The organism is Amorphus orientalis, from assembly GCF_030814015.1.
In the GTDB taxonomy this organism is placed as follows: Bacteria; Pseudomonadota; Alphaproteobacteria; order Rhizobiales; family Amorphaceae; genus Amorphus; species Amorphus orientalis.
Genome location: NZ_JAUSUL010000003.1, coordinates 238127 through 259294, shown reverse-complemented (window position 1 = coordinate 259294; position 21168 = coordinate 238127). Strand labels below are relative to the sequence as shown.

The window sequence follows — 21168 nt, the reverse complement described above, 5'->3', positions numbered from 1 at the left end:
AGGCCATGAATTATCGTCACGCCTTTCATGCCGGCAATTTCGGCGACGTCCTCAAGCACGTCGTGGTTGCCAGGATCGTTCGCTACATGCAGCGCAAGGACGGCGCAATCCGCGTCATCGATACCCACGCCGGCGTCGGGCTTTACGACCTCTCGTCCGACGAGGCGCTGCGCACCGGCGAGGCGGAGCGGGGCGCGACACGGGTGCTTCAGGGGCACACGCCGCCGGAGATCGCCGAGCTGATCGGTCCGTGGCGGGAAGCGGTGGCGGCCGAGAACCCCGATGGCGGCCTTCTGGCTTATCCCGGCTCGCCGCGGCTGGTCCGTCATCTGATGCGCCCCCAGGACCGGCTGACGGCGGTCGAACTCCACCCGGCCGACGGCGATGCCCTGAGACATCTGTTCACCGGCGATTATCAGGTCCGAATCGTCGCGCTCGACGGCTGGCTTGCGCTCGGCGCCTTCGTGCCGCCGAAGGAGCGGCGTGGCCTGGTGCTGGTCGATCCCGCATTCGAGGTGGGCGGCGAGGCGAAGCGCCTCGGTGAGGGCATCGCGGAAAGCTGGCGGAAATGGCCGACCGGGGTCTATTGCGGCTGGTATCCGATCAAGGCCGGGACCGAGGGAGACGTCGTGGAGAACGGTCTTGTGGACGCCGGGATCGCCAAACGGCTTCGCGTCGAACTGACCGTCCGTGCGCCGGCGGCCGATGGACCGATGGCGGGGTGCGGTCTGGCCATCGTCAATCCGCCCTACACGCTGAAGGAGGAGCTCGACCGGCTGTTGCCGTGGCTCGCGGAGACCCTGGCGGAGGCTCCCGGCGGTGGCTTCCGCGTCACACTCGCCGGCTCCTGAGCGGCCGGATGCGCTCGCAACCTTGATTCTGTGTCCGGTTTTCGCGCATCGTCCGCAAAACCATCGTTGTTGGGGGCCATTATGCTCGCGCGTTTCGCCGCTGCCGCACTGTTCGTCGTTGCCGGGTTCGCCGGGGCCAACGCGGCGGATCCCTATGTCGTCGCACCGTCGGCCGAAACGCAGCCGAAGTCCCAGGGCATCAACGGCTCGCTGAATAACCTGCTTGGCTTCAATGCCGACGAGGCGGCCGGCAAGCCGCTTCCGGCCTGCGGCGACGCTAAGGTCGTCAACGCCGCGATGAAGTTCACCAACGGTGCCGAGCCGGTCTATCGCGCGATCCGCGTCGCCGCGATCGATCAGGTCTACGAGCGCAGCCTCGAAGTCGATAATCCGAGCCCGCTCGCCCGTCGCTATTGCCAGGGCCGCGCCGTCCTCGAGGACGGCCGCACGGCGACCGCCTACATCCGCATCGAGGAAGCCGGCGGCTTCGTCGGTCTCGGCTGGGCGGTCAACGTCTGCCTCGACGGCTACGACAAGTGGCGCGTCTATGACGGCCACTGCCGGACCGCGCGGGCGGCTCCGGACAGCTGATCCCGGTGGAGCGCGCCCCGGTGAGCGCCTCTCTGCGACGGGCCGTCGGAGCCCTTTCGTTGGCGTTTGCTCTGTTGCTGGCGGGATCGGTCCTGCCGGCGCGCGCCGACGGAACGCCGGGCAGCTTCGATTTCTACGTTCTCTCGCTCTCCTGGTCGCCGAGCTACTGTGCGGCCGCGGGCGACCGCGCCGACAAGACCCAGTGCGACAGCGGCCGGCCCTACGCGTTCGTCGTGCACGGGCTGTGGCCGCAATATAATCGCGGTTATCCCGAGCATTGTGCGGCCGGCGGAGATCCGCCGCGCCGTCTGGTCAACTCCATGCTTGACATCATGCCGAGCCGCAGTCTGGTCCGGCACGAATGGGACAAGCACGGCACCTGTTCCGGGCTGTCTCCGGTCGATTATTTCTCCGCGACCCGGAAGGCCTTCGAGCGGATCACGATCCCGTCCGCCTTTCAGGAGCCCGATACCGCGATCGTGATCGATCCGGCCGATCTGGAACGGGCCTTCCGCACGACAAACGAGGGGCTTGCCGCCGATGAGATCGCGGTCATCTGCCGGGGCAACCGCATCCGGGAGGTCCGGATCTGCATGACCCGGGATCTCTCCGCCTACCGCTCCTGCCCCGAGGTCGACCGCAATGCATGCACGAAGGCCGGCCAGCGCATGCCGCCGGTCCGGTCGCGGTAGGCGGTATCGGGATGGGCCTCGCTCCGCTTCTCGCTCTGCTTCTTGTGTGGGCGGTCCCCGTTGCCGGTCAGGACGCGGGGACGGCTGCCGAGGCGGACGCCTGGCTCTCCGTCCCGCAGCCGGTGATGATAGAGCACCTGACGATCTCCAAATGCGAGGAGCCGCTCGGCGAGTCCTTCGAGGGCATCGATCCCGTGCTCGGGCAGCTGTCGGGAACGGCGACGCTCTACGCGCTGCCGTGTACTGCAGGCGCAAGCCGACCCACCTATCGGCTCTATGTCCACGAAACCGGCGAGATCGAGGGCGTCCACCCGACCTTCGTGGCCGTCTACACCGACGAGTACGGCTGGCAGGGGACCGCCCGCGTGCGGGCGGTCGAATGGGACGCCGACGCCGGACGTTTTCTGGCGGAAGGCCCACGCGACGCAGATGGTCGGATCGGATCCGGCGTCTGGTCGTGGGGAGCGTTCGGGCTGAAGCTGGAACGCTTCAGCCTGATCGACCAATCCGGCAACGCCGAGCTGATCTACGCCGCGCCGGAATAAGACGTGGCGTCGCGTGTCGCGACCAGCACCGTCTGCACGAAGGTGATGACCTCGACGCCGTCCTGATTGACCCCGTGAATCCGCAGGCGGGTGACGCCCCAGCCGGGCCGCGACCGCGACAGCCGCGTTTCCAGGACTTCCCAGCTGTAGGTCACGGTATCGCCGGGCCGGACCGGCTTGATCCAGCGCAGCTCTTCGAGACCGGTGGACGGGCCGGGCGGGGCCGGGTCCTCGCCGACCTGTTCGCTGCGGATCTCCTGGCGCGAGGCCAGGTAGAGCGCGACCAGCCGGGCATAGGCCGAAGCCGTATGCCATCCCGAGGCGACCAGCCCGCCGAAATGGGTCTCGCGTCCCGCCGCTTCATCGATGTGGAACGGCTGCGGGTCGAACCGGGTTGCAAACGCCCGGATGGCCTCGGCGGTGAAGGTGTGGCTGCCGACGACGGTGGTCTTTCCCGGCTCCAGATCCTCGAAATAGATCATGCCGCGGCTGCCCTGCGTTCGAACAGGATCGGGGCATCCCACTCCATGACCGGCTGATCGTCGCCATTGGTCAGGGTCAGCGTGAAGCCGACGATACCCAGATCCGGCCGGCTGCGCAGCGCTCGCACGGAGGTGGCCTCCATTGTGGCTGTCAGGTGGTCGCCGGGACGCACTGGACGGATCCAGGACACCCGCTCGATGCCGGGAGAGCCGCCCGAGGCGGCATGGGACAGCAGTCTGTCGCAGACCAGCCGCATGGCGAGCGCGCAGACATGCCAACCGGAGGCGACGATTCCGCCGAGCCCGGCCTCGGATCCCACCGCCGGATCGAGATAGACGGGCCGCGGATCGAATTCGGTCGCGAAGTCGGTGATCATCGCGTCCGTCACCGGCGCGGAGCCGAGTTCGATCACCTGGCCGACGGTGAAGTCTTCGAAAAAGGTGGTCTTCTGCATGGCTGGCTCATAGGCTCGCCGGTGCGGCCTGTCGAGCCGGATTGGTGGGCAGAAACACGGTCAGGCTGACCGAATTTTCCGCATCCAGGATCACCGGTTGTTCCGGTGCCAGCCCGCTCGCCCGAAGGACTTCCTCCGCCGGCATGCCGCGGTCGCACGCGCCGAACACGGCGACGCCTCCCGGCAGATGGGCGCGATCCGCCCGGCTCAGGTGGAAGCTGGAAAAGCCGAAACCGAGAAAGAGATCGAACACGTCCCGGCCGCCCGGGACGGCCACGGCCCCGCCTTCGGGCAGCACGGTGGCCAGCATGTCGCCGGTGGCCATGCCGGACGGGTTCCACCACCAGCCGTCCGCCCGCCGCTCGAGCGCGGGAAGCGAGGACGACAGCACGATCCGCGTGCGCCCGTGTCGGTTGGGCGTGGCCTCGTGGGACCGGCGGCCGAGGGCGATCGCATCCATGCGGTCGAGTTCCGACTGGAACATCCGCCAGTCGGCCTCGTTGCGCAGCGCGTCCGGCATGCTGCCGTCGGCGTCGGCGATGCGGTCGTCGGCGGAGACGATGGCGTAGCCGTGAACTGTCCAGCGGGGCATGGCCATTCTAGTTCGAGCGGGATGCGGGCGGAAAGCCGGTTCCCACTTTTCCTCATCCCGCTCTAGGTGGCGAACTTGAACAGGATCACGTCGCCGTCGTGGACCACATATTCCTTGCCTTCGTCGCGGGCCTTGCCGGCTTCCTTGGCGCCCTGTTCGCCACCGCAGGCGATGAAATCGTCATAGGCGATGGTCTGGGCCCGGATGAAGCCGCGCTCGAAATCGGAATGGATCACGCCGGCCGCCTGGGGCGCCTTGGTGCCCTTGCCGATGGTCCAGGCGCGGGTCTCCTTCGGCCCTGCGGTGAAGTAGGTGATCAGGCCGAGCAGGTCGTAGCCGGTGCGGATCAGCCGGTCGAGGCCGGGCTCCTCGAGACCGAGCGTCTCCAGATACTCGATCTCCTCCTCGTTGGAGAGCTGCGCGATCTCGGCCTCGATGGCCGCCGAAATGACCACGGTCGCGGCCCCTTCGGCCGCGGCCTTCTCCTCAACCCGCTTCGACTGGCTGTTTCCGGTCGCTGCCGCGGCTTCCTCGACGTTGCAGACATAGAGCACGGGTTTGGCTGTCAGCAGGTTCAGGCCGTTGATGTCGTCGGCCATCTCCGGGTTCTGGGCAACCAGCAGCCGCACCGGCTTGCCGTCGCGCAGGAGTTCCAGCGCGGCGTCCATGATCGGGACGATGTGCTTGGCTTCCTTATCGCCGCCGGTCGCCTTCTTGCGCAGCGGCGTCACCCGGCGTTCCAGGCTTTCCAGGTCGGCAAGCATCAGCTCCGTCTCGACCGTGTCGGCGTCGGCGATCGGATCGATCTGGCCTTCCACATGGGCGATGTCGTCATCCTCGAAGCAGCGCAGCACGTGCGCGATCGCATCGACCTCGCGGATGTTGGCGAGGAACTGGTTGCCGAGACCTTCGCCCTTGGAGGCGCCGCGCACCAGGCCGGCGATGTCCACGAAGGTGAGCCGGGTCGGGATGATCTGAGCGGAGCCGGCGATCTCGCGGATCTTCTTCAGCCGCGGGTCCGGGACCGCAACGTCGCCGGTGTTCGGCTCGATCGTGCAGAAGGGATAGTTCGCGGCCTGGGCCGCGGCGGTGCGGGTCAGCGCGTTGAAGAGGGTCGACTTGCCGACGTTCGGCAGGCCGACGATGCCGCATTTGAAGCCCATGCGCTTTCCTCGGGTGGGGTTGTTCGAGCTTGGCAGGGAATGACCGTGCCGGATCAGCGGGCGTGATAGGCCAAAGGCACCCGTCCCGACAATGCGAAATCCGCGTGATCGGATCTGAGCGTGGTTCCAGCCGCCTGGCCTGGCGAAATGAGGTGGAAACGCGAATATTTCATGAAATTCCTGGGACCAAGTCAAGATCCGGGAACCATGTGGGTCATGGGCCGTTGATGTCGGCAATTTGCTTCTATACGTGACAGAAAAAGGGAGTATGTCATGCGCAAGACCTTGCTTGCTGCAGTTTCCGCGGCCGCTCTTATGTCGGCGGGAGCCATTTCACCGGCGCTTTCGCAGTCGAACTCAAATAACGAGACGCAGGCCCAGACCGAAAGCCAGGCCACGCCGACGCCGAAGGCGGACAAGAGCGACAGCGCGTCGACCGCGACGGGTCAGGCTCAGTCCGACACGATGGACTCGGGCTCGACCGACATGAGTTCGGACGATGCCTCGTCCGACACCATGAACCAGGACACGGCCGCGGCCACCGACGGTGACGGCGAGATGAGTGTCCAGCAGCCGGCCGACACGCACCTGTCGAGCGAACTCACCGGCCAGCCGGTCCAGAACACGGACGGCGAGAACCTCGCCGACATCGACGACTTCATCATCGGCCCGGACGGCAAGATCAGCCATGTCATCGTGTCGTTCGGCGGTTTCCTCGGCCTTGGCGACAAGGAAGTGATGCTGCCCTGGGAGCAGCTCAACGTCACCCAGGACGAGGACGGCGACGAAGTGGTCCGGCTCGCGATGACCCAGGAGGAAATCGAGAGCCTGCCGGAATTCGTGTCCCGCGAGGATGCCGAGGCGCGCAGCGACGCCGAGTCCCAGCCCGTGGAGGGCAGCGGATCTACCACGACCGGGACCACCGGCAGCGGGTCCTCGATGACCCAGTAAAGACACGAGACATGTGTCGATCGAGAAGGGGTCGCGCGGTTGCGCGGCCCTTTCTTCGTCAGTCCCTGCCGGGCGTCCGGCCAATCAGCTTGCCGAGCGCGGCGAAAGGGCCGCTCTCCGCCTTGTCGGCGGGGCCGGGCGCGGGGGAGGGGCGCGCGCCGTCCTGGTCCGGTTCCTTGGCGGAGCTTGCAGGCTTTTTCTTTTCCGTTTTGGCGTCTCCGCTGTCGCCGGTGGCGAGATGCACCTTGTTCGCGAAGCTGGAGTCTTTGCCCGCGACCAGAAGGTCGGCATGGTCCGCGATCGCGTCCAGCAGGGGGTCGAGCCAGTCCAGATCGGCCTTGGCGAAATCCTTCAGCACGTAAGGCACGACCGCATCCTTGTGCCCGGGGTGGCCGATGCCGATCCGCAGGCGCCGATAGCCTTCTCCGATGTGGGCGTTGATGGAGCGCAGGCCGTTGTGCCCGCCGTGCCCGCCCCCGGCCTTCATCCGGAACTTGCCCGGCGGCAGGTCGAGCTCGTCGTAGATCACCACGACGTCCGACGGGGTCAGCTTGTAGAAGCGCATCGCCTCGCCGACCGCCTGGCCGGATTCGTTCATGTAGGTCTGCGGCTTCAGAAGCAGGACCTTGTCGTCGGCGAGTGACGCCTCGGTCGTTTCCGCGTTGCGCCGGGCGCGCCAGCCGGGGAACCGGCGGCGATCCTGAATCCGGTCGAGCGCCATGAAGCCGACATTGTGCCGGTTGCCGGCATAGCGGGGACCCGGATTTCCGAGACCGACCAGAAGAAGCATGGCGTGTCGTCCCGTCGTTCAGAGCCTTTTCCGCTCGGACGGAAACGTCCGGACGACAGGAATTGGCTCCAGTCAGAAGGATAGGGCCGGACCGCTTCCGGCCTTGTCGCTGGCCACGGATATAGCAGGGCGGCCGCGCTCGTCACCAGTGCCGGGCAAGGTGTCTGCGGGCTGGCCGGCTGCCGACAAAAAAGAAACCGGGCAGCGCCTGCCGCCCGGTTTCCTTGATGCTGTTGCGTTCCGCGGGGTGCGCGGAACATCGCGGGATGGAGATCAGCTCTCGCTGTCGTCCGAGGAGCCTTCCTCCTCGCCACCCTCGGCTTCGCCTTCGCCCTCGGCAGCCTCTTCGGCTTCCTCGGCGGCAGCCTCTTCGGCCGCGGCGTCTTCCTCATCGGGCGTGACGGCCGGCGCGGCGATCGTCGCGACGGTGAAGTCGCGGTCGGTGATCGTCGGCGCCACGTCGTCGGGCAGGGTCACCGCCGAGATGTGGATGGTGTCGCCGATGTCCAGACCGGTGAGATCGAAGGTCAGCGCTTCCGGAATCGACGTCGCCGGGCAATCGAGCTCGACCGTGTGGCGGACGATGTTGAGCACGCCGCCGCGCTTCAGGCCCGGGGACTCTTCCTCGTTCTCGAAGTGCACGGGCACCTCGACGGCCACGCGGCTGTCGCGCGTGATGCGCAGAAAGTCCACGTGAGCGAGGAAGTCGCGCACCGGCTCGAGCTGGTAGTCGCGGGGCAGGACGCGGATCGACTCGCCGCCGACCTTGATCGTCCAGACGTGGGTCAGGAAGCCACCGGCATGGAGCTTCAGGTTCACGTCCTTGTAGGGCAGGGCAATCGGCAGCGGCGGCTTCTTGCCGCCGTAGATCACGGCTGGAATTTTGTTCTCGCGGCGCAGCGCACGAGCGGCCCCCTTGCCCACCCGATCGCGCACCGTGGCCTCGAGCACATACTCTTGAGCCATCGGTCTCTCCTTCATGGCATGAAACGAAAGAAGGCCGCGCAACGCGGCCTCTTTCCAACCGCCCGCCTCCAGGGGTGCGGGCAAGGCGCCTATATACGGCGAAGCCGGACCAGGTTCAACCGCTATTCGACCCGTTTTCTGGCGATTTTCCCCCCGCTCGTCCGGCGCACCTCCGCCAGATCGACGGGGCGATCGGGCAGGGTGATCTCGAACACCGCTCCCGGTGCCCCATCGGTCAGTTCGATCGAGCCGCCGTGCGCCCGAACCAGCTCGGCGGAAATGGCCAGGCCGAGCCCGGTTCCGCCCTTGCGCGTGGAGGCCTGAAACGGCTGGAACAGGTGCTCGCGCACCTTGGCCGGAACGCCGGGCCCGGTGTCGGCGACCCGGATGGTCACGACAGATCCTTCCCGTTCCGCGGTGATTTCCAGGCGCTTCACCAGCGTCGCGTCGTCGCCGGTCTCCAGGATCTGTACGGCGTTGCGCGCCAGATTGATGAGCACCCGGAACAGCTGGTCGGGATCCGCGTCGACTTCGAGACCGTCCGGTACCCCGTTTTCGAACGCGATCTGGGGATGCTGGCCGAGGCCGACCAGCTCGCCCACGTCGTCGACCAGCCGGCGCAGCCGGAGCAGGCGGCGGGATGGCGGCGGTTCGCTCGTGCTGCCGTAGGACATCACCGAGCGGGTGTAGCCGACGGCCCGATCCAGCGCGCCCACCATCTTGGGCAGGATGCGCTGGACCATCGGGTCGGGGCTCGACGCCAGCCGGTCGGAGAACAGCTGGGCGGACGCCAGCAGATTGCGCAGATCGTGGTTGATCTTGGAGACCGCGAGCCCGAGCTCGGCCAGCCGCCGCCTCTGATGGATCGTTTCGGAGAGCTGCCGCTGCATCGTCGCCAGCCGATGCTCGGCGTCGCCGATCTCGTCGTTGCGGCCGGACGGGGCGACGATCCGGCTCGTATCCTCGGGGTTCTCTGCGAAATGGGCGATCGCGCCGGTCAGGCGCTGCATCGGACGAACCAGCAGCCAGCGAATGCTCATGTAGACGAGCACTGCGGTCACCATCGAGATGATCAGGGACAGGACGAGGATGTTGCTGGAATAGGCCAGCATCGCCGCGCGCAGCCGGCGGTCGGAAATGACGATCTCCACCTGCTCGTCCCGGCCCGGCGCCACGCCGGACACGCGGATGGTGTGGGGCCGGCTTTCCAGAAGCACCGCGAAGGCATCGACGATGGCCTTGACCGGTTCCGTTTCGGCCAGATCGACGTGGTGGTCCACGGTCTCCGGGGGCATATCAATTGCGATCAGGCGGCGCCGTTCGCCGGTCAGAAGTGCGATGGCGATGGTGTCGGTGGACCTCAGGAGCCGTGCCTGCAGCGGCTTCGGCAATTCACTGTCTTCGGCCAGCACCACGGCGGCCACGCTGGCCGTGGCATGGGCGTCGCGCAGCCAGGTCATGCGGTAGTTGGCGATCGACGGAACGTAGATCAGGATTTCGCTGACCATCACGAACAGGATGGTGAGAAATAGCAGCTTGCCGCTGAGCCCGGCGCGCCAGGGCCGGCGCTGCGGCGCCGGCGCGACAGGATCGTTTGCCCCCGACCGGGGCGTCTCGCCGGTCTCGGTCATGGCCGGCCGGCCTCGCTCCGACGGCGCGCGCAAGCGGCCCGGTCATGGGCGGCAACAGGGGTTCGGCTTGATGAAACTCGGCGCGAATCGGTGCGCATGGACGGCTCATCCCAGGCGACGCAACACCCCGAGAATGCGGCGGAGCCAGGGGTTGGTCAAACTTTCGCTAAAATAGCCGATCGCGGCCGCCTTGTTTACCTCCGAAAGCGTCGGATAAGGCGCGACGTGGCTGGCTACGGTGGAGATCTTGACACCGGCCGACAGAGCCAGCGACCACCCGGCCAGGAGTTCGCCTGCGCCGGCGCCGACCATGCCGACGCCGAGGATCCGCCCGCGCGGGCCGGTGACGATCTTCACCAGGCCTTCGGTGCGCCGCTCCGCGCGCGCCCGGTCGTTGCCGGAAAACGGCGCGGACAACACACGGACACGGTCGCCGTGGATCTCCCGGGCCTGGGCCTCGGTGAGGCCGATCTGGCCGAGTTCGGGATCGAGATAGGTCACCCGCGGCAGGCGCGTCGTGTCCACCTTGACCGGGAGCCGGAACAGGATCGATCGGATCGCGAGGCTGGCATGATAGCCGGCCACGTGGGTGAACTGGAGCCCGCCCACGCAGTCGCCGATGGCGTAGGCCCTGCGGTTCGTCGTGCGCAGGCCCCGGTTCACCGAAATCCCTTTCGCCGAATAGGCGATGCCGGCCTTGTCGAGATCCAGGCCCTCGACCGTCGGAGCCCGGCCGGTGGCGACGAGAATGTGGGTGCCGGCGATGGTCCGGCGACCCGACGCCATCTCAACCACCGTTTCGATCGCGCCCGCGCTGCCTCCGACCTCGGCCAGCGTGGTGTTCTCCAGAAGGCGGACGCCGTCGGCCGAAAGGGCTTCCCGGGCGACCTCGACCAGCTCCGGGTCGTCGCGCGACAGGATCGATCCGGTCTCGATGACGGTTACTTCCGAGCCGAGCCGGCGATAGGCCTGGGCGAGTTCCACGCCGACCGGCCCGCCCCCGACCACCAGCAGGTGCCCCGGGAGTTCGGTCAGGCCGAAGACGGTTTCGTTGGTCAGGTACGGCACGGTCTCCAGGCCCTCGACCGGAGGCACCGCAGCGGTCGACCCGGTGGCGATGACGAACCGGCGCGGCCGGACAAGCGTGTCACCGACCTCCAGGGTCCGCGCATCGCGGAACCGGGCATGGTCGCGCAGGACTGTGACGCCGAGCCCCTCGAACCGCTCCACCGAATCGTGGGGGGCGATCTTCGCGATGACTTCGTGGATGTGCCGGTGGACGCCGGCATAGTCGACGGCCGGCTCCGTCGCCTCGATGCCGAAGGCAGGCCCGCGGCGTCCCGTCTGGCGCACGGCGGCGGCGGCGATCAGGGCCTTCGACGGCACGCAGCCGGTGTTGAGGCACTCGCCGCCCATCTCGCCCTTTTCGACGAGCACCACCGGAACGCCGAACTGGGCTGCCGCGGCCGCGACCGTCAGGCCGGCCGAGCCGGCCCCGATCACGCAGATGTCGGGCGTCAGCAGTTTGGGACACGCCGTCATTCCGGCCCACCCTGGCGGCCTCTGACGCGGCGCACGGCCGGCGGTATCAGGGCCACGAGCCCGAGAGCGACCAGCGCACCGAGGAAGGTCGGGGTTATCAGGGCGGCGGGCTCGATCGAGCAGGTTCCGGCCGCCGCGCAGCCGGGGTTGGCCGCCTCCTGGGCCGCAATCAGACTGTCGAGGCCCTGGCCAAGAAAGGCGTAGGCGAAGGTGCCGGGCAGAATGCCGACGAAGGTTGTGATCACGTAGGTCCGGAGCGGCACATTGAACAGCGCCGGCGCGAGATTGACGAGCCAGAAGGGAAACACGGGAACCAGCCGCAGAAACAGGAGATAGCTCCAGGCATCGGCGCGGAAACCTGCCGCCAGCCGACCGACGAAGGGTCCGGCGCGGGCCCGAAGCGCATGGCCGAGCGAGGAGCGCGCGGCCAGGAAGACGACCGTGGCGCCGATGGTGGCTGCCAGCGCGGTCACGGGGCCGCAGATCCAGACCCCGAACAGGAAGCCCCCGGCGATCGTAAGCAGGCTCGCGCCGGGAAAGGACAGGGCGACCAGGACGGCATAAAGGCCCGCATAGGCGAGAACGGCTTCCGCAACGCTCTCCTCCACCATTGCGGCGAGCTCGCCGCGCCGCCGGATCAGGTTGGCCAGCGTCAGCTGGTCGAACCAGCCCGCCGCGTAGGCAACGAGCATTGCGCCGAACAGGACGAGCAAGGGCAGCCAGGCGAGCACAGGGCGCCTGCGCCGGTCGTCGGACCGTCCTTCTTCGCACCTGTCTTGGCTTGCCACGGTGGCGGAACCTTGCTCGGGGTTGCGTGATCGTCCGGTGGCGCTCGTCCGTCCGGCCGACGCGCGACGGCCGCACTCTACAGATGACTGCGATCCGGGCACACCGCATCCAGCGAAATCATGTCTCACTCGAAATTGAGACATTGCGAGCACAGGCGGGGCAGGGAAACAGGGATCGCCCGACTTGCGCATCGAGGCGCCATGCCTACGTTGACTTGGTGCCCTGGGGTTTTTATAAGCCGGGGCTGATTTCCTCGTCGAATGCTGGGCTTTCGAGCACCGTTCTGGCTGGCAAACGGGCGGGGAACCGTTTTTCTCGATCGATCCGACGGGCACCGACGCGCCAGACGCGAGCCCGCGACAGCAGGTTATGTCCGATGAAACGTCCTTATCAGCCGAGCCGCCTCGTCCGTAAGCGCCGCCATGGTTTCCGGTCCCGCATGGCGACCAAGGGTGGCCGCACCGTGATCGCGCGTCGCCGCGCGAAGGGGCGGAAGCGGCTGTCGGCCTAGATCCGACGCTGCGTGGCCATCGATCGTTAGAGGCCTCGGTCCGTATTCGCGATGATGCGGCTCAAGAAGCGTGCCGAGTTCAAGTCGGTCGCGCGCGGCGTGCGGGCCGAACGACCGGCCTTCGTGCTGCAGGCAAGATGCGAGCCCGCGGTCGAGACCCCGCCCCGCTTCGGCTTCACGGTGACCAAGAAAACCGGCAACTCCGTCGAGCGCAATCGGATCCGCAGGCGCCTGAAGGCTGCCGTGGACGAGCGGCTCGCCGGAGCGCGAAGCGGATGCGCCTACGTTTTGGTGGGGCGCCGCGCCGCGTTGTCGCGCTCGTACGCAGACCTGCTCGGCGATCTTGAACTCGCCTTCGAGCGGGTCCACAACGCCGTCGACCGTCCGGCACCCCGCCGCCGGGCTCCGAAACGCTGAACCGGTGCGATCATGGACAACAAGAACTTCATTCTCGCGATCGCGCTCTCCCTGGCGGTCCTGATCGGCTGGCAGTATTTCTTCATCGAGCCGCAGCAGCAGGCGCAGCGCGAGCAGGCGGCCGAACAGGTCGCCGACGATCAGGCTCTGCAGGGCGACGGAACCAGCCTTCCGCAGCCCGGTGCGTCCGGCCAGGGCCAGAACGCACCCACCGGCGGCGGCTCGGCGAGCGTGCCGCAGGGACAGACCCGCGAAGCAGCGCTCGCTGCGTCCGAACGCGTCGCCATCAACACCGGCCGGGTGGAAGGGTCGATCAACCTGACCGGCGGCCGGCTCGACGATCTCCGGCTCAAGGACTACCACCTGACGGTAGATCCCACGAGCCCGACGATCATTCTGTTCTCCCCGTCCGGTTCGCCCGATCCCTACTACGCCGAAGTCGGCTGGGTGGCCGGTGGCGACGGCGGAAGCAATGTCCAGGTTCCGACCGCCGACACGGTCTGGACGGTGGAGGGCGAACCTACGCTCACGCCCTCGACCCCGGTGACCCTGAGCTGGACCAATGACGCCGGCCTCACCTTCAACCGGACGTTCGCGGTCGATGAGAACTACATGTTCACCGTCACCCAGTCGGTGCAGAACAACACCTCCGAACCGGTCACGCTCTTCCCCTATGGACTGATCTCCCGCCACGGGACACCGGAGACGTCCGGCTTCTTCATCCTGCACGAAGGCCCGATCGGTGTGTTCGGCGAAGAGGGCCTGCAGGAGTTCAGCTACGACGACCTGATCGAGGACGGGCCGATCTCTCCGGAGAAGGTCGACAACGGCTGGCTCGGATTCACCGACAAATACTGGGCCTCGACCCTGATCCCGACCCCGGGTGCGGAGTTCCAGGCCCGCCTGTCGGCGACGGAGCGCGGCGGTCGCGAGATCTATCAGAGCGACTATCTGGAATCCGGCATCACCATCGATCCCGGCTCCTCCGCCGAATCCAGCAACCTGCTGTTTGCCGGTGCCAAGGAAGTCGACGTCATCTCCGGCTATAAGACGTCGCTCGGCATCGAGAAATTCGATCTGCTGATTGACTGGGGCTGGTTCTACTTCCTGACCAAGCCGATGTTCTACGCCCTCGACTTCTTCTACAAGCTCGTGGGCAACTTCGGTGTCGCCATTCTGATCGTGACGGTTTTGGTCAAGACGATCTTCTTCCCGCTTGCCAACAAGGCCTATGTGTCGATGAGCAAGATGAAGAAGCTACAGCCGGAAATGGTCAAGCTGCGCGAACGCTACAAGGACGACAAAGTCAAGCAGCAGCAGGCGATGATGGAGATCTACAAGAAGGAGAAGATCAATCCGGTCTCCGGCTGCGTTCCGATCCTGATCCAGATCCCCGTTTTCTTCGCGCTCTACAAGGTCATCCTCGTCACCATCGAGATGCGGCACGCGCCCTTCTTCGGATGGATCCAGGACCTGTCCGCGCCGGACCCGACGACGATCTTCAATCTGTTCGGGCTGATCCCGTGGGATCCGCCGTCCTTCCTGATGATCGGTATCTGGCCGCTGATCATGGGCTTCACCATGTGGATGCAGATGAAGATGAACCCGACGCCGCCGGACGCGACGCAGGCGATGATCTTCAACTGGATGCCGGTGATCTTCACGTTCATGCTGGCGAGCTTCCCGGCTGGGCTGGTGATCTACTGGGCCTGGAACAACTCGCTGTCGGTTCTCCAGCAATATGTCATCATGCGCCGCCAGGGCGTGAAGGTGGAGCTGTGGGACAATATCTCCGGCGTGTTCAAGCGGAAGAAAGAGAGCAACGAGGGCGGATCGTCCTCGTGACGCCGATTTGGCCGAGATCGGAAGGCCCTGCCCGTGGATGACCTTGCGCACAGGCTGTTCGCGCGGCCGTGGTCCTTCTTGCGCGGCGCGCGCGGCATGGGCGACCTGCCGGACGCCGGGCCGCTCGAGGTCGCGTTTGCCGGCCGGTCGAATGTCGGCAAGTCCACCCTGTTGAACGCGCTGGTGGGCCAGAAGGCGCTTGCCCGCACCTCCAACACGCCGGGCCGCACCCAGGAACTCAACTTCTTCGTCACCGACACCGCGCCGATCGTCATGGTCGACATGCCCGGCTACGGCTATGCGGCCGCGCCGAAGAAGACGGTGGAAGCCTGGACGGGGCTGGTGTTCGACTATCTCCGCGGCCGCGTGACGCTGCGCCGGGTCTATCTCCTGATCGATGCCCGCCACGGCCTCAAGGCGAACGACGAGGAGGTGATGAACACCCTCGACCAGGCGGCGGTGTCCTACCAGATCGTTCTGACCAAGACCGACAAGATCGCCCCCTCCGCGCTGGAAACGCTGCTGGCGGAGACGGCCGAGAAGATCAAGAAGCGGCCCGCGGCCTACCCGGAGATCGTGGCGACGTCGTCGGTCACGAAGGAGGGGGTCGATGCGCTTCGCGCCGAACTCGCCAGGCTCGCGGCGGAAGCTGCCGGCGCACAGTGATTGAGCCGGGCCCCTGCGACCGGTATAGCAGGCGCTGAACGAGACCGGCCCGAGTGCGGAAAGAGCGACCATGACCCTGACGGACACGGACACCGACGAAGTCGACCTGTCGCGCGCGCGCATCATCGCCGAAGCGCTGCCGTTCATGCTGCGCTACGACGAGCGCACCATCGTGGTGAAATATGGCGGCCACGCCATGGGCGACCCGTCGCTTGCCAAGGCGTTCGCCGAAGACGTCACCCTGATGAAGCTTGCCGGCATCAATCCGGTGGTCGTCCACGGCGGCGGGCCGCAGATCGGCTCGATGCTGGAGCGGCTCGGCATCCGTTCCGAGTTCCGCGGCGGGCTCCGGGTGACCGACAAGGCCACCGTGGAGGTGGTCGAGATGGTGCTTGCCGGATCGATCAACAAGGAAATCGTGCGGGCCATCAACGGCGCCGGAGGACGGGCCGTCGGGCTGTGCGGCAAGGACGGCCGGATGGTGACGGCCGAACGCGTGAAGCGGACGGTGGTCGATCCCGATTCCAACATCGAGAAGGTCGTCGATCTCGGCTTCGTGGGCGAACCGAAAGAGGTGCGCCGCGAGGTTCTCGACATGCTGGCCCAGAGCGAGATCATTCCGGTCATCGCCCCCGTGGCGCCGGGCGACGACGGCGAGACCTACAACGTCAACGCCGATACCTTCGCCGGTGCGATCGCCGGCGCGCTGAATGCCTCGCGCCTGCTGTTCCTGACCGATGTCGCGGGCGTGCTCGACAAGGACGGCCGGCTGATCAAGGAACTGACCGTCGCCGATGCGCGGCGGATGATCATCGAGGGGACCATCACCGGCGGCATGATCCCGAAGGTGGAGACCTGCATCGAGGCGCTGGAGCGCGGGGTGAAGGGTGTGGTCATCCTGAACGGGAAGCTGCCCCACGCGGTGCTCCTGGAGCTGTTCACCGAGCGCGGTGCCGGCACGCTGATGACTCCCTAGATAAGGGAGCACCCCAACGCGCCTCGGCGTGGCCCGGCAGGTCCGGCCCACCGGGGCGAACACGCAAGGACCGCCATCGTGCGCTCAGAACTGGATCAAGGACACCCGGCTGCGGAGATGCCGGTCGCAGACGCCTTCCGGCACGTCGACACCTGGGTGTTCGATCTCGACAACACGCTCTATCCGGCGCACTCGAACCTGTTCGATCAGGTCAATGACCGCATCCGGGAGTATGTTCAGAAACTCCTGAACCTGGATGCGCAGGCCGCCCAGCGCGTCCAGAAGGACTACTATCACCGCTACGGCACGACGCTCCGCGGACTGATGCAGGAACACGACATATCCCCGGACGGCTTCCTGGAATATGTCCACGACATCGACCATTCCCATCTCGATCCCGATCCCCGGCTCGGTGAGGCGATCTCGGCTCTTCCGGGCCGCCGGTTCATCCTGACGAACGGCTCGCGCCGCCACGCGGAGAAGGTCGCCGAGCGTCTCGGTATCACCGACCATTTCGAGGACATCTTCGACATAGTGGCCGCCGACCTTCTGCCCAAGCCGGCGGAAGCGACCTATGCGCGATTCCTGGAACTCCATGGTCTCAACCCGAAGGCCTCGGCCATGTTCGAGGACCTGTCGCGCAATCTGAAGGTTCCGGGCGATCTCGGCATGCGCACGGTGCTGGTTGTCCCGGAGGGAACGCGGGAGGTCTTCCGGGAAAGCTGGGAGCTGGAAGGCCGCACCGCGCCGCACATCGATTTCGTCACCGATCACCTGACCGGCTTTCTGGAGCGCCTGCTGGATCACAACCCTGTCTCGCCCGCTCCGCAGGAGCGTTGACTCGGCTGTACCCGCCGCTATCGTCCGCCGCGTCCTTGTGTGTCAGCCCTCGTCGACCCGACATATGACAACCGCCTCGGCCACCCTTTCGCGTTTCCTTGGAGCTGGAATATGACGCTTGCCTCTGCCGCGCCCGAGACCCTTGCCCCGATCATCGACGAGGCGTTCGAGAAACGGGCCGAAATCGGTGCCGATACCGGCGGGGACGTGCGCGAGGCCGTGGATGCGGCTCTCGGTCTGCTCGATCGGGGCGAGGCTCGCGTCGCGGAGAAGCGGGACGGCGCCTGGTCCGTCAACGAGTGGCTGAAAAAGGCCGTTCTGCTGTCCTTCCGCCTCAATCCGATGACGGTGATTCCCGGCGGTCCCGGCGGCGCGCCGTGGTGGGACAAGGTTCCCTCCAAGTTCGCCGGCTGGGGCGCGGGCGATTTTGAGGAAGCCGCCTTCCGTGCGGTGCCCGGCGCCATCGTCCGCCGGTCCGCCCATATCGCACCGGGCGTTGTGCTGATGCCGTCCTTCGTCAATCTCGGCGCTTTCGTCGGTGCGGGCACCATGGTCGACACCTGGGCGACCATCGGCAGCTGCGCGCAGATCGGCGAGAACTGCCACATCTCCGGCGGCGTCGGCATCGGCGGGGTGCTGGAGCCGCTGCAGGCGGGGCCGGTGATCGTCGAGGACAACTGTTTCGTCGGCGCGCGCTCGGAACTTGCCGAAGGCGCCTATGTGGGCGAAGGCGCCGTCATCTCCATGGGTGTCTTCATCGGCGCCTCCACCAAGGTGGTCGACCGGGAAACCGGCGAGACCTTCGTGGGCCAGGTTCCGCCCTATTCGGTCGTCGTGCCTGGGGCGCTCCCGGGCCGGCCGCTGCCGGACGGCCAGCCGGGTCCGGCTCTGGCCTGCGCGGTGATCGTAAAGCGCGTCGACGAACGCACCCGCGCCAAGACGTCGATCAACGAACTCCTGCGGTCGTAGCGCAGGCGCAAACCCCAGCCGGAGACCCGCATCCGTGACTCTCGAGCGCCTGCTTCTGTCGGGATCCGGACGCATCGGCCGAGGCGCGTTCTGGGGCGGCATTGCCCTGATCGCGATCTACGGGGGCGCCGTCGCGGTGATCTTCCGGGTTCCCCAAGGTGCCTTCTGCGCCATGGACCTGGCCGATCACATGGGGCAGGTCTATTTCGCCGCACTGGCCGTGCTTGCGCTTCTGGGCGCAGTTATGCTCGTTGCAGTCGGGGCCAAGCGGCTGTCCGACATGGGATGGCCGGACTGGCTCGCCATCCTGCCGGCACTCGCCGCACTGGCTGCGCCGGTGGCGCTGAAACTCGATGCGCTCGGGGCCTGTGGCGTGCTGACCCCGCCCCGGCTTGCGGTCGCTGCCGCTGCGGGCGCTCTTGTCGGTCTTCTCGTCGTTGCCGGGGGCCTCTGGCCGGGCAGGCGGGATCGGTCCGGCAAGGGGCAGGGCGAAGAGCCACGGGACGGCCCGGGGGCTTGGGGGGAATGACAACGGTCGGCTCCGACGGCGTTCGCGGCCGGACCGAGACACACGACGCCACGGGAGTGCAATGAACCAGGTCCGCCAATCCCAGACGAAGATCTCGAACGTGATTTGGGTCGTCTTCGGTTTCGACGGGCGCATTTCGCGCGAACCCTACTGGCTGGGCTTTCTCCTGGTGTCGCTGCTGGCGAGCATCGCGCTGACGCCCTATCGCCCGCAGGGCGACGAGCAGGTCATGATGGATGCCGGCTTTCTCGTGATCCTGTGCGTTGCGCTGTGGAGCGAGCTCGCGCTGGTGGTCAAGCGTCTCCATGACCGGGGGCTCTCGGGCTGGTTCGCCGCGCTCCTCTTCGTCCCGCTTCTGAACCTCGTCGTGTTCATCGTGCTCGGCCTGCTTCCGGGTGAGAAGGGGCCGAACGCGTTCGGCCCGGCACCCAATACGCGCAAGCCGTGAGGACGCTTTGATGAGCACCCCCTCCGCCGAAACCGAGGACCGCCTGGACGTCTGCGATCCGGTGGCGGTCGCGCGCGCCCTCATCGCCTGCCCGAGCGTTACTCCGGAGGAAGGCGGCGCGCTGGATCTGCTGGAACGCGTGCTGGACCGGCTGGGCTTCTCGGTCACGCGCCTGACGTTCAGCGAGCCGGGAACGGCGGAGGTCGACAATCTGGTCGCCAGTCTCGGCACCGGCGCTCCGCATCTGCTGTTCGCCGGCCACACCGACGTGGTTCCCCCCGGCGACAGCCGGACCTGGCGCCATCCGCCGTTTTCCGGAGAGATCGACGACGGCTTTCTTTATGGCCGCGGTGCCGTCGACATGAAGGGCGGTGTGGCCGCCTTCGTCGCCGCGATTGCACGGCTCAAGGCGGCGGACCGGCTTCCCGTGGGAACGATCACCCTCGTGATCACCGGAGACGAGGAAGGCCCGGGTATCAACGGCACCCAGAAGGCGCTCGCCTGGTGCGCCGACAAGGGCTTCGCCTTCGATGGCGCGCTCGTGGGCGAACCCACCTGCGTCGCCCGGCTGGGCGACATGGCCAAGATCGGCCGCCGCGGGTCGCTGTCCGGCACGATCCGGGTCCAGGGGCGTCAGGGCCATGCGGCCTATCCCCACCGGGCCCTCAATCCGATGGCCGCCGTCGCGCCGATCGCCCGGACCCTCGCCGAGGATCCGCTCGACGAGGGAACGTCCGACTTCCAGCCGTCCAACCTCGAGCTGGTTTCCATCGACACCGACAACAGTGCGTTCAATGTCATTCCCGGCGCCTGCGAGATCCGTTTCAACGTGCGCTTCAACACGATTTGGTCCTCGGACACGCTGAAGGCGGAGCTGCTGCGCCGGATCGAGGATGCCACGCCGGACGGGATCTCGACCCAGGTGGAGTGGGAGCGGCCGTCCGAACCCTTCGTCACCGAAAGCGGTGCCCTCGCCGATGCCATGAGCGAGGCGATCAGCCAGGTAGTCGGCGCGCGGCCGGAGCTCTCCACGTCCGGCGGCACGTCCGATGCCCGCTATGTGCGCGCCTACTGCCCCGTGGTCGAGTTCGGCCTCGTCGGCGACACGATGCATCAGATCGACGAGCGGGTTCCTCTCGCCGACCTTGAGGGGCTCACGGAGATCTACGGGCGCTTCACGTCCCTGGTTCTGGCCGGGGGCGGCGGCGCGGCCGGCACATGATACCCACGCGGGAGGAAATCGGCCGCTCGCTCGGCGGGGCGTGGGCGCTGTTTCTCAACCGCCGCGAAGGCATGCAGGCCTTCGACGTCTCGATCGACGGCTTCTTCCGCTCCTTCGGCGCGATCTTCCTGCTGCTGCCGCCCTATGCGATCTCGGTGCTGGCCGAGGCGCGCCTTCTTCAGGTCGGGGGTGCCGCCTCGGTGGAGGCCTTCCCGATGGGCTGGTTCTTCGCCTGGAAGATGCTCGGGCTTGCCATCGACTGGATCGCGCTGCCGGTGGTGCTGGTGATCCTGGCGCGTCCCCTCGGTTTCGGCCCCCGCTACATCCCCTTTGTCGTGGCTCGGAACTGGGCGAGCCCGATTTCGCTGTCCTTGTCGGTGCTTCCGGCGATCCTGTTCGCGTCCGGGCTGGTCGGCCAGGAGTTCGCGGCAATCCTGTTCCTGATCGTGATCGTCGTGGTCGTCCGCTACCAGTACCTGATCACGCGGATCGCGCTCGAACTGGCGATTGCGCCGACCATCGGCATCGTGGTGCTGGACCTGCTCCTGAGCCTGGTGATCGGCGAGAGCGTCAACCGGATGGCCGGGTTCTGACGCAAATCCCAGGAAAAGTGGGAACCGGTTTTCCGTCCGGGATTTGCGTTCAAAAAACAGCGCTCATGCCAATTCTCGGCGCTCATGGCTGCGCTGGGGCGGCGGATCTTTC

At 66.9% G+C, this 21168-nt stretch carries 25 protein-coding genes; 16 read left to right on the top strand and 9 right to left on the bottom strand.

The window, feature by feature from the left end; translation table 11 throughout:
- Positions 1 to 5 precede the first annotated feature (5 nt).
- From J2S73_RS15655 to J2S73_RS15640, 4 genes are all read left to right on the top strand, one after another.
- Positions 6 to 851 carry a 23S rRNA (adenine(2030)-N(6))-methyltransferase RlmJ gene (locus J2S73_RS15655; RefSeq protein WP_306886555.1) on the top strand — a complete coding sequence of 282 codons (846 nt, stop codon included), beginning with the start codon at positions 6 to 8 and terminating at the stop codon, positions 849 to 851.
- Between the two features lie 81 nt (positions 852 to 932).
- Positions 933 to 1442 carry a hypothetical protein gene (locus J2S73_RS15650; RefSeq protein WP_306886554.1) on the top strand — a complete coding sequence of 170 codons (510 nt, stop codon included), beginning with the start codon at positions 933 to 935 and terminating at the stop codon, positions 1440 to 1442.
- Positions 1443 to 1501: 59 nt separating this feature from the next.
- Positions 1502 to 2134: a ribonuclease T2 family protein gene (locus J2S73_RS15645; RefSeq protein WP_306886553.1), complete on the top strand. Its 633-nt coding sequence runs from the start codon at positions 1502 to 1504 to the stop codon at positions 2132 to 2134.
- Positions 2135 to 2145: 11 nt separating this feature from the next.
- Positions 2146 to 2679, top strand: coding sequence for a hypothetical protein (locus J2S73_RS15640; RefSeq protein WP_306886552.1), 534 nt, complete (start codon positions 2146 to 2148; stop codon positions 2677 to 2679).
- On the opposite strand, the gene J2S73_RS15635 is transcribed toward J2S73_RS15640, so the two are convergent.
- From J2S73_RS15635 to ychF, 4 genes are all read right to left on the bottom strand, one after another.
- Positions 2661 to 3161: a MaoC family dehydratase gene (locus tag J2S73_RS15635; protein ID WP_306886551.1), complete on the bottom strand. Its 501-nt coding sequence runs from the start codon at positions 3159 to 3161 to the stop codon at positions 2661 to 2663. The genes J2S73_RS15640 and J2S73_RS15635 overlap by 19 nt on opposite strands.
- Complete coding sequence (locus tag J2S73_RS15630) at positions 3158 to 3616, bottom strand: MaoC family dehydratase (RefSeq protein WP_306886550.1); 459 nt, start codon at positions 3614 to 3616, stop codon at positions 3158 to 3160. The genes J2S73_RS15635 and J2S73_RS15630 overlap by 4 nt, the downstream gene beginning before the upstream one ends.
- Positions 3617 to 3623: 7 nt before the next feature.
- Positions 3624 to 4208 carry a dihydrofolate reductase family protein gene (locus J2S73_RS15625; protein ID WP_306886549.1) on the bottom strand — a complete coding sequence of 195 codons (585 nt, stop codon included), beginning with the start codon at positions 4206 to 4208 and terminating at the stop codon, positions 3624 to 3626.
- A gap of 62 nt (positions 4209 to 4270) precedes the next feature.
- Positions 4271 to 5371 (bottom strand): redox-regulated ATPase YchF, encoded by a 1101-nt coding sequence (gene ychF / locus J2S73_RS15620; protein ID WP_306886548.1) that lies wholly within the window; start codon positions 5369 to 5371, stop codon positions 4271 to 4273.
- 273 nt (positions 5372 to 5644) lie between these two features.
- Between ychF and J2S73_RS15615 the strand changes: the two genes are divergently transcribed.
- Positions 5645 to 6322, top strand: coding sequence for a PRC-barrel domain-containing protein (locus tag J2S73_RS15615; protein WP_306886547.1), 678 nt, complete (start codon positions 5645 to 5647; stop codon positions 6320 to 6322).
- Between the two features lie 58 nt (positions 6323 to 6380).
- Here the strand turns inward: J2S73_RS15615 and pth are convergent, their stop codons facing one another.
- The 5 genes from pth to J2S73_RS15590 all read right to left on the bottom strand — a co-directional run bounded on the left by pth (position 6381) and on the right by J2S73_RS15590 (position 12039).
- Complete coding sequence (gene pth / locus J2S73_RS15610; protein ID WP_306886546.1) at positions 6381 to 7112, bottom strand: aminoacyl-tRNA hydrolase; 732 nt, start codon at positions 7110 to 7112, stop codon at positions 6381 to 6383.
- Positions 7113 to 7385: 273 nt separating this feature from the next.
- Positions 7386 to 8078: a 50S ribosomal protein L25/general stress protein Ctc gene (locus J2S73_RS15605; protein WP_306886545.1), complete on the bottom strand. Its 693-nt coding sequence runs from the start codon at positions 8076 to 8078 to the stop codon at positions 7386 to 7388.
- A gap of 122 nt (positions 8079 to 8200) precedes the next feature.
- Complete coding sequence (locus J2S73_RS15600) at positions 8201 to 9709, bottom strand: sensor histidine kinase (RefSeq protein WP_306886544.1); 1509 nt, start codon at positions 9707 to 9709, stop codon at positions 8201 to 8203.
- A 105-nt stretch (positions 9710 to 9814) separates the two neighbouring features.
- On the bottom strand, positions 9815 to 11251 hold the full coding sequence (locus J2S73_RS15595) for a dihydrolipoyl dehydrogenase family protein (RefSeq protein ID WP_306886543.1): 1437 nt from the start codon (positions 11249 to 11251) through the stop codon (positions 9815 to 9817).
- Positions 11248 to 12039, bottom strand: coding sequence for a TVP38/TMEM64 family protein (locus J2S73_RS15590; RefSeq protein WP_306886542.1), 792 nt, complete (start codon positions 12037 to 12039; stop codon positions 11248 to 11250). The genes J2S73_RS15595 and J2S73_RS15590 overlap by 4 nt, the downstream gene beginning before the upstream one ends.
- A 377-nt stretch (positions 12040 to 12416) precedes the next feature.
- On the opposite strand from J2S73_RS15590, the gene rpmH reads away from it, so the two are divergent.
- The 11 genes from rpmH (at position 12417) to J2S73_RS15535 (ending at position 21056) form a co-directional block, all read left to right on the top strand.
- Positions 12417 to 12551 (top strand): 50S ribosomal protein L34, encoded by a 135-nt coding sequence (rpmH, locus tag J2S73_RS15585; protein ID WP_306886541.1) that lies wholly within the window; start codon positions 12417 to 12419, stop codon positions 12549 to 12551.
- A 51-nt stretch (positions 12552 to 12602) separates the two neighbouring features.
- The gene (gene rnpA / locus J2S73_RS15580; RefSeq protein WP_306886540.1) at positions 12603 to 12968 is read left to right on the top strand and encodes a ribonuclease P protein component; all 366 of its coding nucleotides are present in this window, start codon (positions 12603 to 12605) and stop codon (positions 12966 to 12968) included.
- A gap of 12 nt (positions 12969 to 12980) precedes the next feature.
- Entirely contained in the window at positions 12981 to 14813 is a 1833-nt protein-coding gene (gene yidC, locus J2S73_RS15575) for a membrane protein insertase YidC (RefSeq protein WP_306886539.1), read from the top strand.
- Between the two features lie 33 nt (positions 14814 to 14846).
- Positions 14847 to 15479 (top strand): ribosome biogenesis GTP-binding protein YihA/YsxC, encoded by a 633-nt coding sequence (gene yihA, locus J2S73_RS15570; protein WP_306886538.1) that lies wholly within the window; start codon positions 14847 to 14849, stop codon positions 15477 to 15479.
- A 70-nt stretch (positions 15480 to 15549) separates the two neighbouring features.
- The gene (gene argB / locus J2S73_RS15565) at positions 15550 to 16455 is read left to right on the top strand and encodes an acetylglutamate kinase (RefSeq protein WP_306886537.1); all 906 of its coding nucleotides are present in this window, start codon (positions 15550 to 15552) and stop codon (positions 16453 to 16455) included.
- A gap of 117 nt (positions 16456 to 16572) precedes the next feature.
- Positions 16573 to 17295: a pyrimidine 5'-nucleotidase gene (locus J2S73_RS15560; protein WP_306886536.1), complete on the top strand. Its 723-nt coding sequence runs from the start codon at positions 16573 to 16575 to the stop codon at positions 17293 to 17295.
- A gap of 111 nt (positions 17296 to 17406) precedes the next feature.
- Positions 17407 to 18264: a 2,3,4,5-tetrahydropyridine-2,6-dicarboxylate N-succinyltransferase gene (gene dapD, locus J2S73_RS15555; protein WP_306886535.1), complete on the top strand. Its 858-nt coding sequence runs from the start codon at positions 17407 to 17409 to the stop codon at positions 18262 to 18264.
- Between the two features lie 34 nt (positions 18265 to 18298).
- Positions 18299 to 18793, top strand: a complete 495-nt coding sequence (locus J2S73_RS15550; RefSeq protein ID WP_306886533.1) for a DUF805 domain-containing protein — start codon at positions 18299 to 18301, stop codon at positions 18791 to 18793.
- A 61-nt stretch (positions 18794 to 18854) separates the two neighbouring features.
- The gene (locus J2S73_RS15545; RefSeq protein WP_306886532.1) at positions 18855 to 19241 is read left to right on the top strand and encodes a DUF805 domain-containing protein; all 387 of its coding nucleotides are present in this window, start codon (positions 18855 to 18857) and stop codon (positions 19239 to 19241) included.
- Positions 19242 to 19251: 10 nt separating this feature from the next.
- On the top strand, positions 19252 to 20463 hold the full coding sequence (dapE, locus tag J2S73_RS15540; RefSeq protein ID WP_370874444.1) for a succinyl-diaminopimelate desuccinylase: 1212 nt from the start codon (positions 19252 to 19254) through the stop codon (positions 20461 to 20463).
- Entirely contained in the window at positions 20460 to 21056 is a 597-nt protein-coding gene (locus tag J2S73_RS15535) for a hypothetical protein (protein WP_306886531.1), read from the top strand. The genes dapE and J2S73_RS15535 overlap by 4 nt, the downstream gene beginning before the upstream one ends.
- Positions 21057 to 21168: the final 112 nt, after the last annotated feature.